This window comes from Actinosynnema sp. NPDC023587, from assembly GCF_040640215.1.
Taxonomy (GTDB): domain Bacteria; phylum Actinomycetota; class Actinomycetes; order Mycobacteriales; family Pseudonocardiaceae; genus Actinosynnema.
Genome location: NZ_JBFABG010000004.1, coordinates 465436 through 479163 on the forward strand (window position 1 = coordinate 465436; position 13728 = coordinate 479163).

At 73.0% G+C, this 13728-nt stretch carries 17 protein-coding genes and 1 pseudogene; 5 read left to right on the forward strand and 13 right to left on the reverse strand.

Annotated features, from left to right (window positions below; genetic code table 11):
• Positions 1-37: 37 nt before the first annotated feature.
• Positions 38-334 carry an acylphosphatase gene (locus AB0G01_RS14475; protein ID WP_360944549.1) on the reverse strand — a complete coding sequence of 99 codons (297 nt, stop codon included), beginning with the start codon at positions 332-334 and terminating at the stop codon, positions 38-40.
• 64 nt (positions 335-398) lie between these two features.
• Between AB0G01_RS14475 and AB0G01_RS14480 the strand changes: the two genes are divergently transcribed.
• Together AB0G01_RS14480 and AB0G01_RS14485 are read left to right on the forward strand one after the other, a co-directional pair.
• Positions 399-1091 carry a CAP domain-containing protein gene (locus AB0G01_RS14480; RefSeq protein ID WP_360944552.1) on the forward strand — a complete coding sequence of 231 codons (693 nt, stop codon included), beginning with the start codon at positions 399-401 and terminating at the stop codon, positions 1089-1091.
• Positions 1092-1104: 13 nt separating this feature from the next.
• Positions 1105-1611, forward strand: coding sequence for a hypothetical protein (locus AB0G01_RS14485; protein WP_360944555.1), 507 nt, complete (start codon positions 1105-1107; stop codon positions 1609-1611).
• Between the two features lie 158 nt (positions 1612-1769).
• On the opposite strand, the gene AB0G01_RS14490 is transcribed toward AB0G01_RS14485, so the two are convergent.
• Complete coding sequence (locus tag AB0G01_RS14490; protein ID WP_360944558.1) at positions 1770-2207, reverse strand: hypothetical protein; 438 nt, start codon at positions 2205-2207, stop codon at positions 1770-1772.
• Positions 2208-2320: 113 nt separating this feature from the next.
• Between AB0G01_RS14490 and AB0G01_RS14495 the strand changes: the two are divergent.
• Positions 2321-2386, forward strand: a pseudogene (locus tag AB0G01_RS14495) (hypothetical protein); the annotation flags it as partial.
• Between the two features lie 106 nt (positions 2387-2492).
• Here the strand turns inward: AB0G01_RS14495 and AB0G01_RS14500 are convergent.
• On the reverse strand, positions 2493-3026 hold the full coding sequence (locus AB0G01_RS14500) for a GNAT family N-acetyltransferase (RefSeq protein WP_360944561.1): 534 nt from the start codon (positions 3024-3026) through the stop codon (positions 2493-2495).
• A gap of 180 nt (positions 3027-3206) precedes the next feature.
• Here AB0G01_RS14500 and AB0G01_RS14505 point away from each other — a divergent pair, with 180 nt between their 5' ends.
• Positions 3207-4313 carry an FAD-dependent oxidoreductase gene (locus AB0G01_RS14505; protein ID WP_360944564.1) on the forward strand — a complete coding sequence of 369 codons (1107 nt, stop codon included), beginning with the start codon at positions 3207-3209 and terminating at the stop codon, positions 4311-4313.
• Positions 4314-4592: 279 nt separating this feature from the next.
• On the forward strand, positions 4593-5030 hold the full coding sequence (locus tag AB0G01_RS14510) for a MarR family transcriptional regulator (protein ID WP_360944567.1): 438 nt from the start codon (positions 4593-4595) through the stop codon (positions 5028-5030).
• 19 nt (positions 5031-5049) lie between these two features.
• On the opposite strand, the gene mutM is transcribed toward AB0G01_RS14510, so the two are convergent.
• The 10 genes from mutM to AB0G01_RS14560 form a co-directional block, all read right to left on the reverse strand.
• On the reverse strand, positions 5050-5913 hold the full coding sequence (mutM, locus tag AB0G01_RS14515) for a bifunctional DNA-formamidopyrimidine glycosylase/DNA-(apurinic or apyrimidinic site) lyase (RefSeq protein WP_360944570.1): 864 nt from the start codon (positions 5911-5913) through the stop codon (positions 5050-5052).
• A gap of 9 nt (positions 5914-5922) precedes the next feature.
• The gene (locus tag AB0G01_RS14520) at positions 5923-6144 is read right to left on the reverse strand and encodes a hypothetical protein (RefSeq protein ID WP_360944573.1); all 222 of its coding nucleotides are present in this window, start codon (positions 6142-6144) and stop codon (positions 5923-5925) included.
• A 5-nt stretch (positions 6145-6149) separates the two neighbouring features.
• A complete protein-coding gene (rnc, locus tag AB0G01_RS14525; protein ID WP_360944576.1) occupies positions 6150-6950 on the reverse strand; it encodes a ribonuclease III in 801 nt (266 codons plus the stop codon).
• A 30-nt stretch (positions 6951-6980) separates the two neighbouring features.
• Positions 6981-7163, reverse strand: a complete 183-nt coding sequence (gene rpmF / locus AB0G01_RS14530; protein ID WP_360944579.1) for a 50S ribosomal protein L32 — start codon at positions 7161-7163, stop codon at positions 6981-6983.
• 2 nt (positions 7164-7165) lie between these two features.
• A complete protein-coding gene (locus AB0G01_RS14535; RefSeq protein WP_360944582.1) occupies positions 7166-7753 on the reverse strand; it encodes a YceD family protein in 588 nt (195 codons plus the stop codon).
• Positions 7754-7879: 126 nt separating this feature from the next.
• Positions 7880-8608: a DivIVA domain-containing protein gene (locus AB0G01_RS14540; RefSeq protein WP_360944585.1), complete on the reverse strand. Its 729-nt coding sequence runs from the start codon at positions 8606-8608 to the stop codon at positions 7880-7882.
• 143 nt (positions 8609-8751) lie between these two features.
• Positions 8752-9177 carry a ribonuclease domain-containing protein gene (locus AB0G01_RS14545; protein WP_360944588.1) on the reverse strand — a complete coding sequence of 142 codons (426 nt, stop codon included), beginning with the start codon at positions 9175-9177 and terminating at the stop codon, positions 8752-8754.
• 65 nt (positions 9178-9242) lie between these two features.
• Entirely contained in the window at positions 9243-9725 is a 483-nt protein-coding gene (coaD, locus tag AB0G01_RS14550) for a pantetheine-phosphate adenylyltransferase (RefSeq protein WP_360944591.1), read from the reverse strand.
• Positions 9726-9779: 54 nt separating this feature from the next.
• Positions 9780-10346, reverse strand: coding sequence for a 16S rRNA (guanine(966)-N(2))-methyltransferase RsmD (rsmD, locus tag AB0G01_RS14555; protein ID WP_360944594.1), 567 nt, complete (start codon positions 10344-10346; stop codon positions 9780-9782).
• Positions 10347-10602: 256 nt separating this feature from the next.
• Positions 10603-13527 carry an AAA family ATPase gene (locus AB0G01_RS14560; protein ID WP_360944597.1) on the reverse strand — a complete coding sequence of 975 codons (2925 nt, stop codon included), beginning with the start codon at positions 13525-13527 and terminating at the stop codon, positions 10603-10605.
• Between the last annotated feature and the right edge of the window lie 201 nt (positions 13528-13728).

The window sequence follows — 13728 nt, forward strand, 5'->3', positions numbered from 1 at the left end:
CGCCGACCGGTCCGGCGCGACCACGGCGGCCCGGTGCTCAACGCTCCACGAATCCGGTCAGGCCACCGCGCGGCTCGGACCAGCGCTCCACGACCGAGTCCACCTGACCGGGTGACCGACCGGAGCGGAGCGCTTCGACCAGCGAGCGGCACGCGGCCTCCGGGCCCTCGGCGTTGACCTCGACCCGACCGTCCCCCAGATTCGACGCGCTGCCGACCAAGCCCAGCTCAAGGGCCCTGGCGCGGGTCCACCACCGGAAGCCGACGCCCTGCACCCGCCCCCGCACCCACGCGGTGAGGCGCACGGTCCGCTCTACTCCAGCCACAACTTCCATCCTGACATTTCACCCGTTAGTGGTACGGTGCGCGACCGTGACTGCGCGGCGCGGTAACAGATCCGTGGTAGGCGTGCTCGTCGGGCTGTTACTCGGTGCCGCCGGTGCGACCGGCGTCGCGTTCGCCGGTCCGGAGCAGCTCGCCCCGTTCGGCGCGCCCACCACAGCACAAGACGACCAAGGCGACAACACGGGTGTCGGCGGCGTGGGCGGTGTCGGCCTTCCCGCGCGCACCACCGAGCCGGACGCGCCCGCGCCGACCACCACCGGGACGTCGACCACCACCACCGCTCCCACCACCGAGACCACGACGACCGCGCCGCCGACCACCACCACGACCGGGACCACGACGGTGCCGCCGACCACCACCACGGCGGCCCCGCCGCCGGCGACGGGGACCCGGCGGGTCGTGGACCTGGTGAACGAGGCCCGGTCCGCCGCCGGGTGCGGGCCGGTGAAGGTGGACGAGCGCGCGGTCACCTCGGCCCAGGGGCACAGCGACGACATGTCGGCGCGCGACTACTTCTCGCACGACACCCCGGAGGGCGTGGACTTCGCGCAGCGGATGCGCGCGGCGGGCCACCCGAGCCCCGGCGGGGAGAACATCGCCAAGGGCCAGCGCTCGCCGGAAGCGGTGATGAAGGCCTGGATGAACTCCGACGGGCACCGTCGCAACATCCTGAACTGCGGGTTCACCACGATCGGGGTGGGCCTGGCGACCGACGGCTGGTACTGGACCCAGAATTTCGGCAGGTAACGAGGGAGTGCGCGTGACCGACGGGCTGTACGAAACCCCGGAACCCGACCACCGCCGACCGCGCGTGTCGCCCACCGTGCTGCTGGCCGCGTCCGGCGTGGTGGTGGCGACGATCTTCGCCTCCGTCGCCTCGATCGCGGGCGCGTCGCCGGAGGCCGGCCCGGCCAGGCCGACCCCGCGCCAGGACGTCGTGTCGCGCAGCACGCTGGTCACCTCGCCCAGCACCACGTCGGTGCCGCCCACCACGACCACCACCGAGGCGACGACCGCGCCCGCCGAGACCACGACCACCACCACGACGGCGAAGCGCACCCGGGTGACGACCGTGACCAACCCGGACGGCACCACCACGACCACGACGGTCGAGGACCCGCCGACCGGCAGCCCGGAGCCCACCGCGCCGCCGGCCGGCACGACGGTGGATACGACCACCACGCCGTCCGAACCGCCGACCACCACCGAACCCGCCGGGACCACCACCTCCCCGTCGACGTCCTCGTCGACCTCCCCGTCGACCTAGGACCGGCCAAACGAGGGCGTGGCCCGGGGGTGACGGTCCACCACACGAAGGGGTGGAGGACCGCTCGAACGTTTCGCCTCCCGGCGTGCGCCGCCGATAACTCGGACACCTGACCATCCGACCGGTCCCCCACAGGGAGATGGTGTGTTCGAGGAAGATCAAGTGGAGTCGCCGAAGAAGAAGATCTCCTCGGTGGCCCTGCTCGCCGGCGGCGGCGCGGTCGTCGCGACGGTGATCGCCACGCTGGCGTCCATGCTGGCCATGGACCGCGCCCCCGAACCGGTGCCGCCGGAGCCGCGCGCCGACGTGCAGGCGACGGTCGGCACGTCCGTGCAGGTGGCCGCCGACGGCAGCACGTCCACGGTGGTGGTCACGGTGTCGGCACGGGCAGCCGGGCCGTCGCCCACCACGTCCGCGCGGGCGAAGGAGCCCGACGCCGCCGGACCCCGCCCGGACGAGCCGAAGGTCGAGCTCACCACGACCACCGCGCCGGTGCCGGTGACGCCGACGTCACCGAGCACCCCGCCGACCTCGTACCCCTCGCCGACGCCGAGCTCCTCCTCGGGCACGACGACGACGCCGTCCCCGGCCCCCACCTCCGGGCCGTAACCGGAGCACGGCGGGCGGCGGCTCGCGACCGGCTGGAACGGGGACCGGCCCACCACCACCCGCGATTCCGGGCCGCCGCAGCGCTCACCCGTCGTCCCGGATGGTCGGGTCGGCCCGCGAGCGGGCTGCCCGCGAGGGTCCGGCCAACGCGGCGTTCGAGCAGGCCGACGCGCAGGTCCACCCGTTCCCCGACGCGGCGTTCGACGTGGCGATCAGCCGTTCGGCCCGATGTTCTCCGGCGGCCTGGCTGGTCGAGGCCCGCGAGCCCCGACCTACCAGACGTCACCGCCGCGCCAGTCGCAGGACAACGGCCCGTCCAGGTCCGGCACGACCTCGACGGGCAGCACGAAGATGCCGCCGTCGTCGTCCCTCGTGCGCGCCGGCCCGGCCGGGCCCAGCACCGAGGTCGGCCCGCGCCACAACCGCCACCCGCGCCCGGCGTAGAAGTCCAGCGCGGTGTCGGCCGACGCCAGCGCGCCCACCTGGTAGGCCCGCCGCACGACGTCCTCCAGCGCGCCCATCACGGCCGCGCCGTACCCGCGCCGCCGCCGGTCCGACCGGACGGCGACAGCCTCGACGTACCCGGTCCGCCACGCCTGCCCGTGGTGCAGCAGTCGGCGCTGTACCACCGACCCGTGGCCGACGAGTTCGTCGTCCTCCCACACGAACGCGTGCACGCCACCGAGCGCGTGATCCCAGTCGTCGTCGCTGAACCCGCCGTCGAACGCGTTGTCGCACAACGCGCGTGCCACCCCGAGCACCACCGGGTCCACTGCGGACGTGTGGGCCGTGGTCACCACCGTCATCGAGCCGCCAATCCCTCGTCCACCACCACCACGAGGACAACGATCACGTCGGCCGCGAAGTGCCCGGTGGGCCCGCCGGGTCGTGGATGTCGCCTGATCGGGTCGTGACGCGGGTCATAGCCGACCGCTGTCACGGACCGGCGGGCCGCCCCGCTCCACCCACGAGGAAAGGACGAGGACATGGCAGAGCACATCGTGGTCGTCGGAGCGGGCTACTCGGGACTGGCGGCGGCCAAGCTGGCGGCGAGGTGGACCGACGCCGACGTCACCCTGGTCAACCAGCGCGACCGGTTCGTCGAGCGGGTCCGGCTGCACCAGCTCGCCGCCGGCCAGGTGTTGCGCGACCTGCCGCTGGCGGACCTGGTCGAGGGCACCGGCGTCGAACTCGTGGTCGACCGGGTCACCGCGATCGACCCGCCGGCCCGCGAGGTCCGGCTCGCCGCCGGCGGCACCCTCGCCTACGACCGGCTGATCTACGCGCTCGGCAGCCACGCCGACCTCGACTCGGTGCCCGGCGTCCGCGCGCACGCGCACACCGTGGCCACCCCGGACGAGGCCGAGCGGTTGCGCGACCACCTCGCCCACGCGCACGTGGTGGCCGTGGCCGGCGGCGGGCTGACCGGGATCGAGGCCGCCGCCGAACTCGCCGAGGGCCTGCCGCACCTGGCGGTCGTGCTGGTCACCGGCGGTGTGCTCGGCGAGGCGCTGTCCGCCAAGGCCCAGCGTTACCTGCGCACGACGTTCGCCCGGCTCGGCGTCGAGGTGCGCGAGCGCAGCCGCGTCACGTCGGTGGACGCCGAGGGCCTGGCGCTGGCCGACGGCGGGCGGGTGGCCGCCGACACGGTCGTGTGGACGGCCGGGTTCCGGGTGCCGGAGTTGGCCCGCGACGCCGGGTTCGCGGTCGACGGCACCGGCCGGATGGTCGTGGACCAGACGCTCACGTCGGTGTCGCACCCCGAGGTGCTGGGCATCGGCGACGCCGCCGCCATCCGCCGCCCGGACGGCCTCGAACTGCGCATGGCCTGCGCGACCGGCCTGCCGACCACCCAGCGGGCGGTGCGGGCGCTGGCGGACCGGTTGGCGGGCGAGGAGCCCGCGCCCTTCCGGTTCTCCTACTTCAACCAGTGCGTGAGCCTGGGCCGCCGGCACGCCCTGATCCAGTTCGTGCGGGGCGACGACAGCCCGCGCGATGCCGTGCTCACCGGACGCCTCGCGGCCCGCTACAAGGAGGCGGTCGTGCGCGGCACGGTCCTGTTCGAGCGCCGTCCCACGCTGCCGGCGGGCTGAGCGCCGCAGCTACCGGAGCAGGTGCTCCCGCGCGACATCCGCCGAGTCGGTGCGCGCGGACAGCACTCGGGTTTCCCGCCTCCTCGATCGCGTCTTGATGTCCACCGACCACGGCTTTCACCCCGGACTCGCGGGCGACGGGCCGCACCGGTGCGGAATCAATGAGTACATCCGGGTGCGAATGAATCGGTTCGCTGGACAGCGGTACACCAATAGTGCGAATGTCCTGTCCGAATTCGGACGCTCGCTCACGGTCGGTGAGCCACGAGGAGGTCCTCGATGACCGCCAGTGTGACCAACCAGGACGCGTTACAGCTCGTGGTCGCCGTGCACCGGCTGATCCGGAGCCTGCGCCAGTCGGCACCCGTCCGGCGGTTGCAGCCCACGCAGCTACTCGTGCTCGCCGAACTCGCCGCGCAGGGGCCCATGCGCATCGGCGAGATCGCGGTGCGCGCGCTGTGCTCCCAGCCGACGGCGACCACGGTGGTCACCGGCCTGGAATCCGGCGGTCTGGTGCGCCGCGAGGCCGATCCGGCGGACGGCCGGGCCACGATCGTCGAGCTGACCGGCGCGGGCCGGGAGACCATCCTGTCGCTGGCGCACGGCGAAGCCGAGTTGCTGTCCGAGCGGATCTCGCGATTGTCCGCGGAGGAGCGCGACCACCTCCGGTCGGCGACCCCGCTGTTGCGCCGGCTCGCCGAGCCGAAAGCGCGCTGATCCTTTTCCGGCGGGTGCGTCAGACCGCGACGCGCGGCCTGGGCTGGCAGCGCGGGCACGAGTACGACGAGCGGTTCATGAACGGTTCTCGCACAATTGCCGCCCCGCACCGCGCGCACGGCCGGTTTTCCTGCCCGTAAACGTTCAGCGAGCGGTCGAAGTAGCCCGATTCACCGTTCACGTTGACGTAGAGCGCGTCGAACGACGTGCCGCCTTCGCCCAACGCCTCGCGCATCACGTCCGTGGCGTGGGCGAGCAGTTCGGCGGTTTTCCCGCGAGTCAGCTTCTCGGTGGGCCGCAACCCGTGCAGGCGGCTGCGCCACAGCGCCTCGTCGGCGTAGATGTTGCCCACGCCGGACACCAGCGTCTGGTCCAGCAGCGCGCGCTTCACGTCCGTGCGCCGCCTCCGCAGCGCGGCGACCGCGGCGACGGGGTCGAAGGCGGGGTCCATCGGGTCGCGCGCGATGTGCGCCACCGGCTCCGGCAGCGGGGTTCCGTCGACCATGACGATCTCGGCCAGCGCCAGCCCGCCGAACGTGCGCTGGTCCACGAAGCGCAGCTCCGGACCGCCGTCGACGAACCGCACCCGGACTCTCAGGTGCTTCTCGTCCGGCGCGTCCACGGGCTGCACCAGCATCTGCCCGCTCATCCCGAGGTGCGCGAGCAGGGCGTCCCCATCGGACAGGTCCACCCAGAGGTACTTGCCCCGCCGCCGCGCCCCGACCATGGTCCGACCGGCCAACCGGGACGCGAAATCCGCCGCACCGGGGAGGTGGCGGCGGATCGCACGGGCGTGGAGCACCTCGACCGCGGACACGGTGCGGCCGGCGACGTGCTCGTGCAGACCTCGGCGGACGACCTCTACCTCAGGCAGCTCGGGCACGGGACGGGATCAGTCCTCGTTCTCGGCCGCTTCCGCGGCCTCCAGCTCCTCCAGGAGCTCGTACGCGGCGGCCTGCGGCTTCGTCGGCTTGAGCATCCAGCCGCCCGCCTGGGCGGTGTCGCGGACCAGGACCAGGCCTTGGATGCCACCGCTGCGGGAGGCGTTCAACGGTCGGGAGTGGCGGTGGTGGTCGCGCACGCGCCGGTTGGTCCGGACGTTCGTGGCATACATCGGCGTCAGTCTTCCTCGGTGGGTGAGGTCTGCGGTGGAGCCGATCCCGGTGCGTGGCCGTTCCCGGCTGCGGCTTCCCGCTCCGCGCGAACCCGTTCCGACAGCACCAGGTAGGCGGCCTCGGCCGCCTTCTGCTCGGCTTCCTTCTTCGTGCGGCCGTCGCCGGTGCCGTGGGCCTGACCACCGACGAGCACCGTGGCGGTGAACTCCTTGCGGTGGTCGGGTCCCTGGTCGTCGACCCGGTACTCGGGCACGCCCAGCCCCGCCGACGCGGTCAACTCCTGCAAACTGGTCTTCCAGTCCAACCCCGCGCCGCGCAACGGCGCTTCCGCCAGCAGCGGATCGAAGAGGTGGTGGACGAGTTGACGCGCGGTGTCGATGCCGAACTGGAGGTACACCGCGCCGATGACGGCCTCAAGACCGTCCGCGAGGATGCTCGCCTTGTCCCTGCCCCCGGTCAGCTCCTCGCCGCGACCGAGCAGCAGGTGCCCGCCCAGACCGTCCTCGCCCAGGTTCCTGGCCACGCCCGCCAGCGCGTGCATGTTCACCACGCTGGCACGGAGCTTGGCGAGCTGCCCCTCGGGCAGGTCCGGGTGGGTGCGGTACAGGTGGTCGGTGACCACCAGACCGAGCACCGCGTCACCGAGGAACTCCAGCCGCTCGTTCGGCGGGAGTCCACCGTTCTCGTACGCGTACGACCGGTGTGTCAGGGAAAGCGTCAGCAGCTCGGCGTCCAACGGGACGCCGAGCGCCTGGAGCAACGGGGCGCGGTCGGCGGACCGACCGCGCGACGACCTACCCCCCACAGTGCGACGCTACCTTCGCCTTGATGAGGATCAGGCCGGCTGGACGACCTGGCGGCCGTCGTACTGGCCACAAGCCGGGCAGGTGACGTGCTGCGGCTTCGGCTGGCGGCAAGCCCGGTTCGAGCAGGCCACCAGGTGCACGGCAGCGGTCTTCCACTGAGCGCGGCGCGAGCGCGTGTTCGAGCGCGACATCTTCCGCTTCGGGACGGCCACGACTAGTTCTCCTCTGGATTGTCACGATTCCCGTCGAACCGCTCATGAAGGGCGGCCCACCGGGGGTCAATCGTCTCATGCCCGTGATCGGGGCCGAGATCGGCCAGCCTGCCGCCGCAGTCGACGCACAGCCCGAGGCAGTCCGGCGAGCACAGCGGCACCTGCGGCAGCGCGAGCACGAGTGCGTCCCGCACCACCGGTTCGAGGTCGACCAGGTCGTCGAGCAACCGACTGACCTCGCCTTCCTCAGTGGTCTCGTCGGTGGCGCTGTCCGGGTAGGCGTACAACTCGGTCAGCTCCACCTCGACCTCGGCCGACAGCGGTTCCAGGCAGCGCGAGCACTCCCCTTCGACCACCGTCGCGGCCGTGCCGGTCACCAGCACGCCCTCGACCACCGACTCCAGCAGGAGATCGAGCTCGACGACGCCACCCGGGGGCACCGCGATCACGCCGAGCAGGCCCAGACCTTCCGCGGGCACCGTGCGGTGATGGGCGCGGCTGGAGCCCGCGCGACGACCCAGGTCCCTGGTGTCGATGACCCAGGGCCCGGAGGCTGTGGAACGCGTGGACGCGTGACGATGCTGAGGCATGATGTTTGGTGTGCCGACGGGTGACTTACCACGGCCAGCCGGTCAAGGGTACGGGACAACCGGTGCTGACGTGAAATCGCCTGGTCCGGAGCGGTCCGGCCAGATCGCGCGGGGCCCCCGGGCCGCTCAGGAACGGGCGGTCTCGTGGTAGTCGAACGGGGCCGCGGCACCGGTCACGCCGGGGCCGCGCAGGTGCGAGCGGCCCTTGCCGACCGAGCGGAGCGTGTGGGCCAGCAGGTCCTCGAAGTCGGCCAGCTTGCCGTCCACGTAGGCGTCGCACTCGCTGCGCAGCCGGATCGCCTCGGACTGCGCGGCGTCCAGCACGCGGGCGGACTCGGCGTGCGCGGCCTGCGCGACCTCGGTCTGGTCGACCAGCCGGATCTGCTCGGCGCGCCCCTCCTCGATCGCCCGCTCGTAGTTCGCGCGACCGGCCTGCACCATCCGGTCGGCCTCGGCGTGCGCGCGGCCCACCAGGTCCTCGTACTCCTGGCGACCCGCGGCGATCGTCCGCTCGGCCTGGTCCTGCGCCTCGGCGACCATCCGCTCGGCCCGCGACCGCGCCTCGGACAGCATCCGCTCGGCCTCGTGCTGCGCCTCGGACACCATCCGCTCGGCGTCGGAGCGGGCCTTGCTGGTGCTCGCCTCCAGCTCGTGCTGGGCCTTGCCGACCAGCTCGTCGCGGTGGTCGAGCACGTCCTGGGCGTCGTCCAGCTCCGCCGGGATGGCGTCGCGCACGTCGTCGAGGAGTTCGAGCACGTCACCGCGCGGCACGACGCACCCGGAGGTCATCGGCACGCCACGCGCTTCCTCGACGATCGTGACCAGCTCGTCGAGAGCCTCGAACACCCGGTACACGGCACACTCCCCACACCCACACAGCGGTACCCGTCCCAGTGTGCCCTGCCGATCACCCGGCCGCGGGTAGATCGGCAGGGCGTGTCCCCGCCCCGTCGGGTGACACCCGGACGGACGGCGACCGGCCGCGCGGCGTCCCGGGCTCAGCGCGAGGTGTCGACCAGCACGAAGCTCGCGTAGTGGTCGGCGGTGTAGAAGTACAGCCTGGGCGACGCGTTCCCGGTCACGATCCGCCGTGCGCCGCGCGTGGAGCTGCCGGGGGTCTTCACGGTGTACTCGCGGTAGTAGCCCGAGGAGCACGCGGGCAGGATTCGTTCACGGTTCTGGAAGGTCTGGTCGTCCTGCGGGTACGGGTAGGGCCCGCCGCGCTGGACGAGCCGGACGGTGTCGGTGGCCTGGGCGGGCAGCCCGGAGAGGGCGACCCGGCGGAACCCGGAGGTGTCACCGCAGGCCGCTTGGAGCGCGCCGACCGGCTCGGCGACCGCCGGGGTGACCGCGGTGAAGCTGCCGACGAGGACCAGCAGCAGGGAGAGCAGCGCCTGTCGGGCGCGCGATGTGATCTCGCTCATGCGAACGAACGGTAATCACGTCGAGTGATGAAATGACCACGGTGGGGTGAACCCGCCGTGACCGGTCAGCGGCGTTCGGCGAGCCGCTGCGCGAGCCTGGCCATGATGGACGGCGGCAGCAGCGTCGACACGTCGCCGCCGTAGGTCGCCACGTCCTTCACCAGCGAGCTGGCCAGGAAGCTGTAGATCGGGTTGGTCGGCATGAAGAGCGTCTCCACCCCGGTGAGCTGGTGGTTCATCTGGGCCATCTGGAGTTCGTAGTCGTAGTCGCTGACCGCGCGCAGACCCTTCACGATGGCCTGGATGTCGTTCTCGCGGCAGTAGTCGACCAGCAGGCCGTGCCACGAGTCGACCCGCACGTTGGGCCACTGCGCGGTGACCTCGCGGAGCATCTCGGTGCGCTCCTCGACGGAGAACAAGGTCTTCTTGTTCTTGTTGATGAGCACGGCGACGACGACTTCGTCGAAGAGCTTCGCCGCTCTGCCGATGATGTCCAGGTGTCCGTTGGTGGCCGGGTCGTAGGAGCCGGGGCACACGGCACGCGTCATGGTTTCGGACGGTAGCACCCGATCGGACGCGCCCACTCCGGCGCGTGGTCGGCATCACCCGAGGGCGTCGACGTACTCCGCCCAGAACAGTGCCGTGTCGCCATAACGCTTGCCGCGCAACGATTCCAGTGGACTGGGCCAGATCGGTTCGGCACTGCGCGCGGCGCGCTCCACGATGATCAGGGAGTCGGGCGCGAACCAGCCGTGCCGGACGAGCCCGTCGAGGACCTGCCCGAGCTGCGCATCGGTCAGCGCGTAGGGCGGATCGGCGAAGACCACGTCGCACGGCTCGTCGGCGGGGATCGCGACGGCCGCCTCCACCGTCCGGTTGACGACGGTCGCACCGGGCAGGCCGAGGGACTTCGCGTTGGCCTTGAGGACGTCGGCGGCCCGCTTGTCGGATTCCACGAACACGGCCGAGGCCGCACCCCGGGACAGCGCCTCGAACCCGAGCGCGCCGGACCCGGCGTACAGGTCGAGCACCCGCGCCCCGTCGAGGTCGACCAGGGCCTGCAACGAGCTGAACAGCGCCTCGCGCACCCGGTCGGAGGTGGGTCGGGTGCCCCGTGGCGGCACTTGCAGCCGACGCCCACCGGCGACGCCCGCGACGATCCTGGTCACCCGCCCATGGTCGCAGGCGGTCCCACCCGGCCCGGCGGCGGCAACGCCGAGCACCCCGCGACGCGCGCCGGCTCGCGGCGCTCCCGGCCCCCACCCCGTGCCCGACCACCTCGACCGGCGGGGTCCGCCGTCGGGACTGCGGTGGGTGTTGCCGACGGTGTTGCCGACGACCGGATCGGCCTGGTCGGGCAACGCGCGAAAGGTTCGGGGCACCGAACCCCGCCGTGCGGGGCGGCGGCGGCCCGACCGGACGGAGCTAACACACGTCCAAGTAGGGCAGTTCCGGGAAGTAGGTGCTCCACTCGGCCGGGGTCAGGCCGGCGGACGGTCGCGCGCAGGCCGCGGCGGCGGCCCGCTCCGGGTCGAGGTGCCAGCGGATGGCGCTGATGATCGACGTGTGCTTGAGCGCGTGCACGCTCTGCCCGTCCGGGGCGAAGCGCAGCCCGGTGAAGCCGGACCCGACCCGCACGGCGTCGGTCTTCCTCCGCAGTTCCTGCGGCTTCGGGAACGTCCACAGCACGAGGTCCCCGGTCGACCCCGCCGTCACCACCTGGCGCTGGTCCGGGCTCACCGCCACGGCGTTCACCGAGCCCTGGTGCGCGGAGTCCAGGACGACCATGCGCGGGCTGACCGGGTCGGCCAGGTTCCAGAACGTGACGCCGCCGGCCAGGTCCCCCACGACCAGCCCCCGGTACCCGGCGAACGCGACCGCGCTGACCGAGCCGACCACCTCGCTGTCCACCCGGCCGACCACCTGCGGCGCGTCGGGCCGGCCGAGGTCCCAGATCTCCAGGTCCTGGTCGTAGGGCGTGCCGGCGGCGCTGTCCAGGTCGAGCGTGACGAGCAGCCGGCTGTCGCCGCTGAACTCGAACAGGGTGTTCGCGCCGGGCAGCGCACCGAGCTGGTGCGGCCCGTGCGGGTCGCGGACGTCCCACAGCCTGCCCGACCGGCCGGGCACCCACTGCGTCTCACCGCTCCCGGTCACCGGCACCACGTCGACGGTGACCAGCAGCGCGCCGTCCGGGCTGAACCGGACGGCGCGGTGCCGACCGGGGACGACGCCCAACCCGACCGGCCGGGCGGGGTCGCCGATGTCCCACAGCCTGATCCCGTCGCGGTCCCGGGTGGCGACCACCCGGGAGTCGGCGCTGAAGACCGGCTCCCCCTGCCCGCCGGGGACGGACCCGATCGGCGTGGCGGTGTCGGCGGTCAGGGCGACCAGGATGGTGACGTCCGCCGCCTGCCTGGCCACCGCGGCGAGCCGGCCGTTGCCGGCGGCGGCCACGACCGAACCCGCGTCGTCGGCCATGCCGATCCCGCTCGCCAGGCCCGAGGCGCTCACCAGCGCGCTCGCGGTCTGCTCCGAGGGGGCCAGCCGGTAGGCGGCGAGCAGCAGCCCGGCGGCCAGCGCCGGGTCGGTGTCGGACAGCCGGGCGGCGGTCTCCACGGCGTCGTCCGCGAGCGCGATGGTGTGCTGCCGGGTCGCGGCGCGCTGGGTGTTGGTGGCGTAGATCGCGGTCAACGCGGCGAACACGGCCAGCACCACGACGAGGGCGGCCAGCGCCCGCACCAGCCGGACGTGGTGGCGGCGCTTCGTCCGCTCGCGCCGGTCCGCCGAGAGCCCCGAGTCGAGGAACTCCCGCTCGACGCGGTTGAGGTGGCCGTGGGTGCGCGCCCACTCCGAGGTCTGCGCCAGCAGGCTGCCGCGCAGCAGCAGGTCCGGGTCCCGGTGGTGGTGCCGCCACAGGGTCGCGGCGACGGTGAGCCTGCGGTGGGCGCGCCGGCCGTCGCGGTCCTCGGTGAGCCAGACCCGCAGCCGTGGCCACGCGTCGATCAACGCCTCGTGGGTGATCTCGGCCCGGTCGCCGGAGAGCACGACGAGCCGCGCCGCGGCGAGTTCACCGAGGACGGCGTCCACGTCCTCGCCGGCGTCCAGCTCGGCCCGGTCCACCCGCCGCCGGGTGTCCTCGCCGTCGTCGCCCGAGGCCACCATGCGCAGCAACAGGTCCTTCGCCACTTCCCGCCGGGCGTCGTCGAGCGCGGAGTAGAGCGATTCGGCGGAGTTGGCCAGCGCGCCGTCGATGCCGCCGGTGCGCTGGAACCCCGCGAGCGTCAACGTGTTGCCCTTGCGCCGGAGCCACGTCTCCCGCATCGCGTGCGACAGCAGGGGCAGGACACCGATCCGCCCGTGGACCTCGGCCACCAGGGCGGCGACCAGTGCGCCCTCCACGACGCAGCCCGCGCGCTTCGCCGGTTCCACGATCGCGGACCGCAACTGCTCGACCGTCATCGGCTTGATGTCGAGCTCGGCGGCGGTGGACTCCGGGTCGTCGAGCACGCCGGACAGCTCGCTCTCGCGCAGGCAGCGGGTGCGGAAGTCGGCGCGGACGCCGAGGACGACCCGGCAGCGCCCCTTGTCCGCGCGAGTGGCCCGCACCAGCGCGGCGAGGAACGCCGACCGGGTCGCCGGGTCGGCGCACAACGTGAACAGCTCTTCGAACTGGTCGACCACGAGCACGACCTGGCGGTCCGGCGGCTCGGCCACCAACGCCTGGCGGACGAGCCGGTGCAGGTTGGCGGGGTCGGCCGCCAGCTCCGCGCGCACCACGCCGGCCGTGGTGCCCAGCCAGCGCGCCAGGTGTGCCGCGCACTCGCCGAACGGGTCCGCGCCGGGCGTGAACAGGGCGATCCACGTCCCCTCGGCCGTCAGCCTCGGCACGAGTCCCGCGCGCAGCAGGGACGACTTGCCCGCGCCGGACGCCCCGAACACGGCGGTGAACCGTCGCTCGGCGACCTTGGCGGCCAACTCCCCCACCAGCGTCTGCCTGCCGTGGAACCACTCGGCGTCGTCGGCTTCGTACGGGGCCAGACCGGGGTAGGGCACGACGCCGCCGTCGGTCGGTGTGGGCGGTCCGGCCAGTTCGGTGCTCAGCTCACGCCAGCGGCGCGCCCACTCGGTTTCGTCGCCTCCGCACGCCCGCACGAACGCGGTGGTGACCGCGAGGCTGGGCAGCTTCTTGCCGCCGGCGGCGTCGGACAGCGTCGTCGGCGAGTAGAGCGCCCAGCGGGCGAGTTGCCGGTAGCTCGGCATTCCCGCCCGCGTGCGTAACCGGCGCAGGTCCAGGGCGAAGTCGGTCAACGCCGACCCGTCGGGTTGCAGCGGGCTTTCTCCTCGTGGCACAGCCGTCGACCCCCTCCGGTTGTGATGCACCGGATTGTGCTCCGAGGACAGTGCGCTTGTCCGTGGCGCGGCCCGGATTACTCATTCGGACCAGCGCAAGTCGCCCGCCGGACGACAAGTGGGATCACCGGTTGACCGGGTGCGGTCACCGCTCCACTCTCGTCGAAGGAGCCCGGGATCGGCCCGCCCTACCGACCCGCA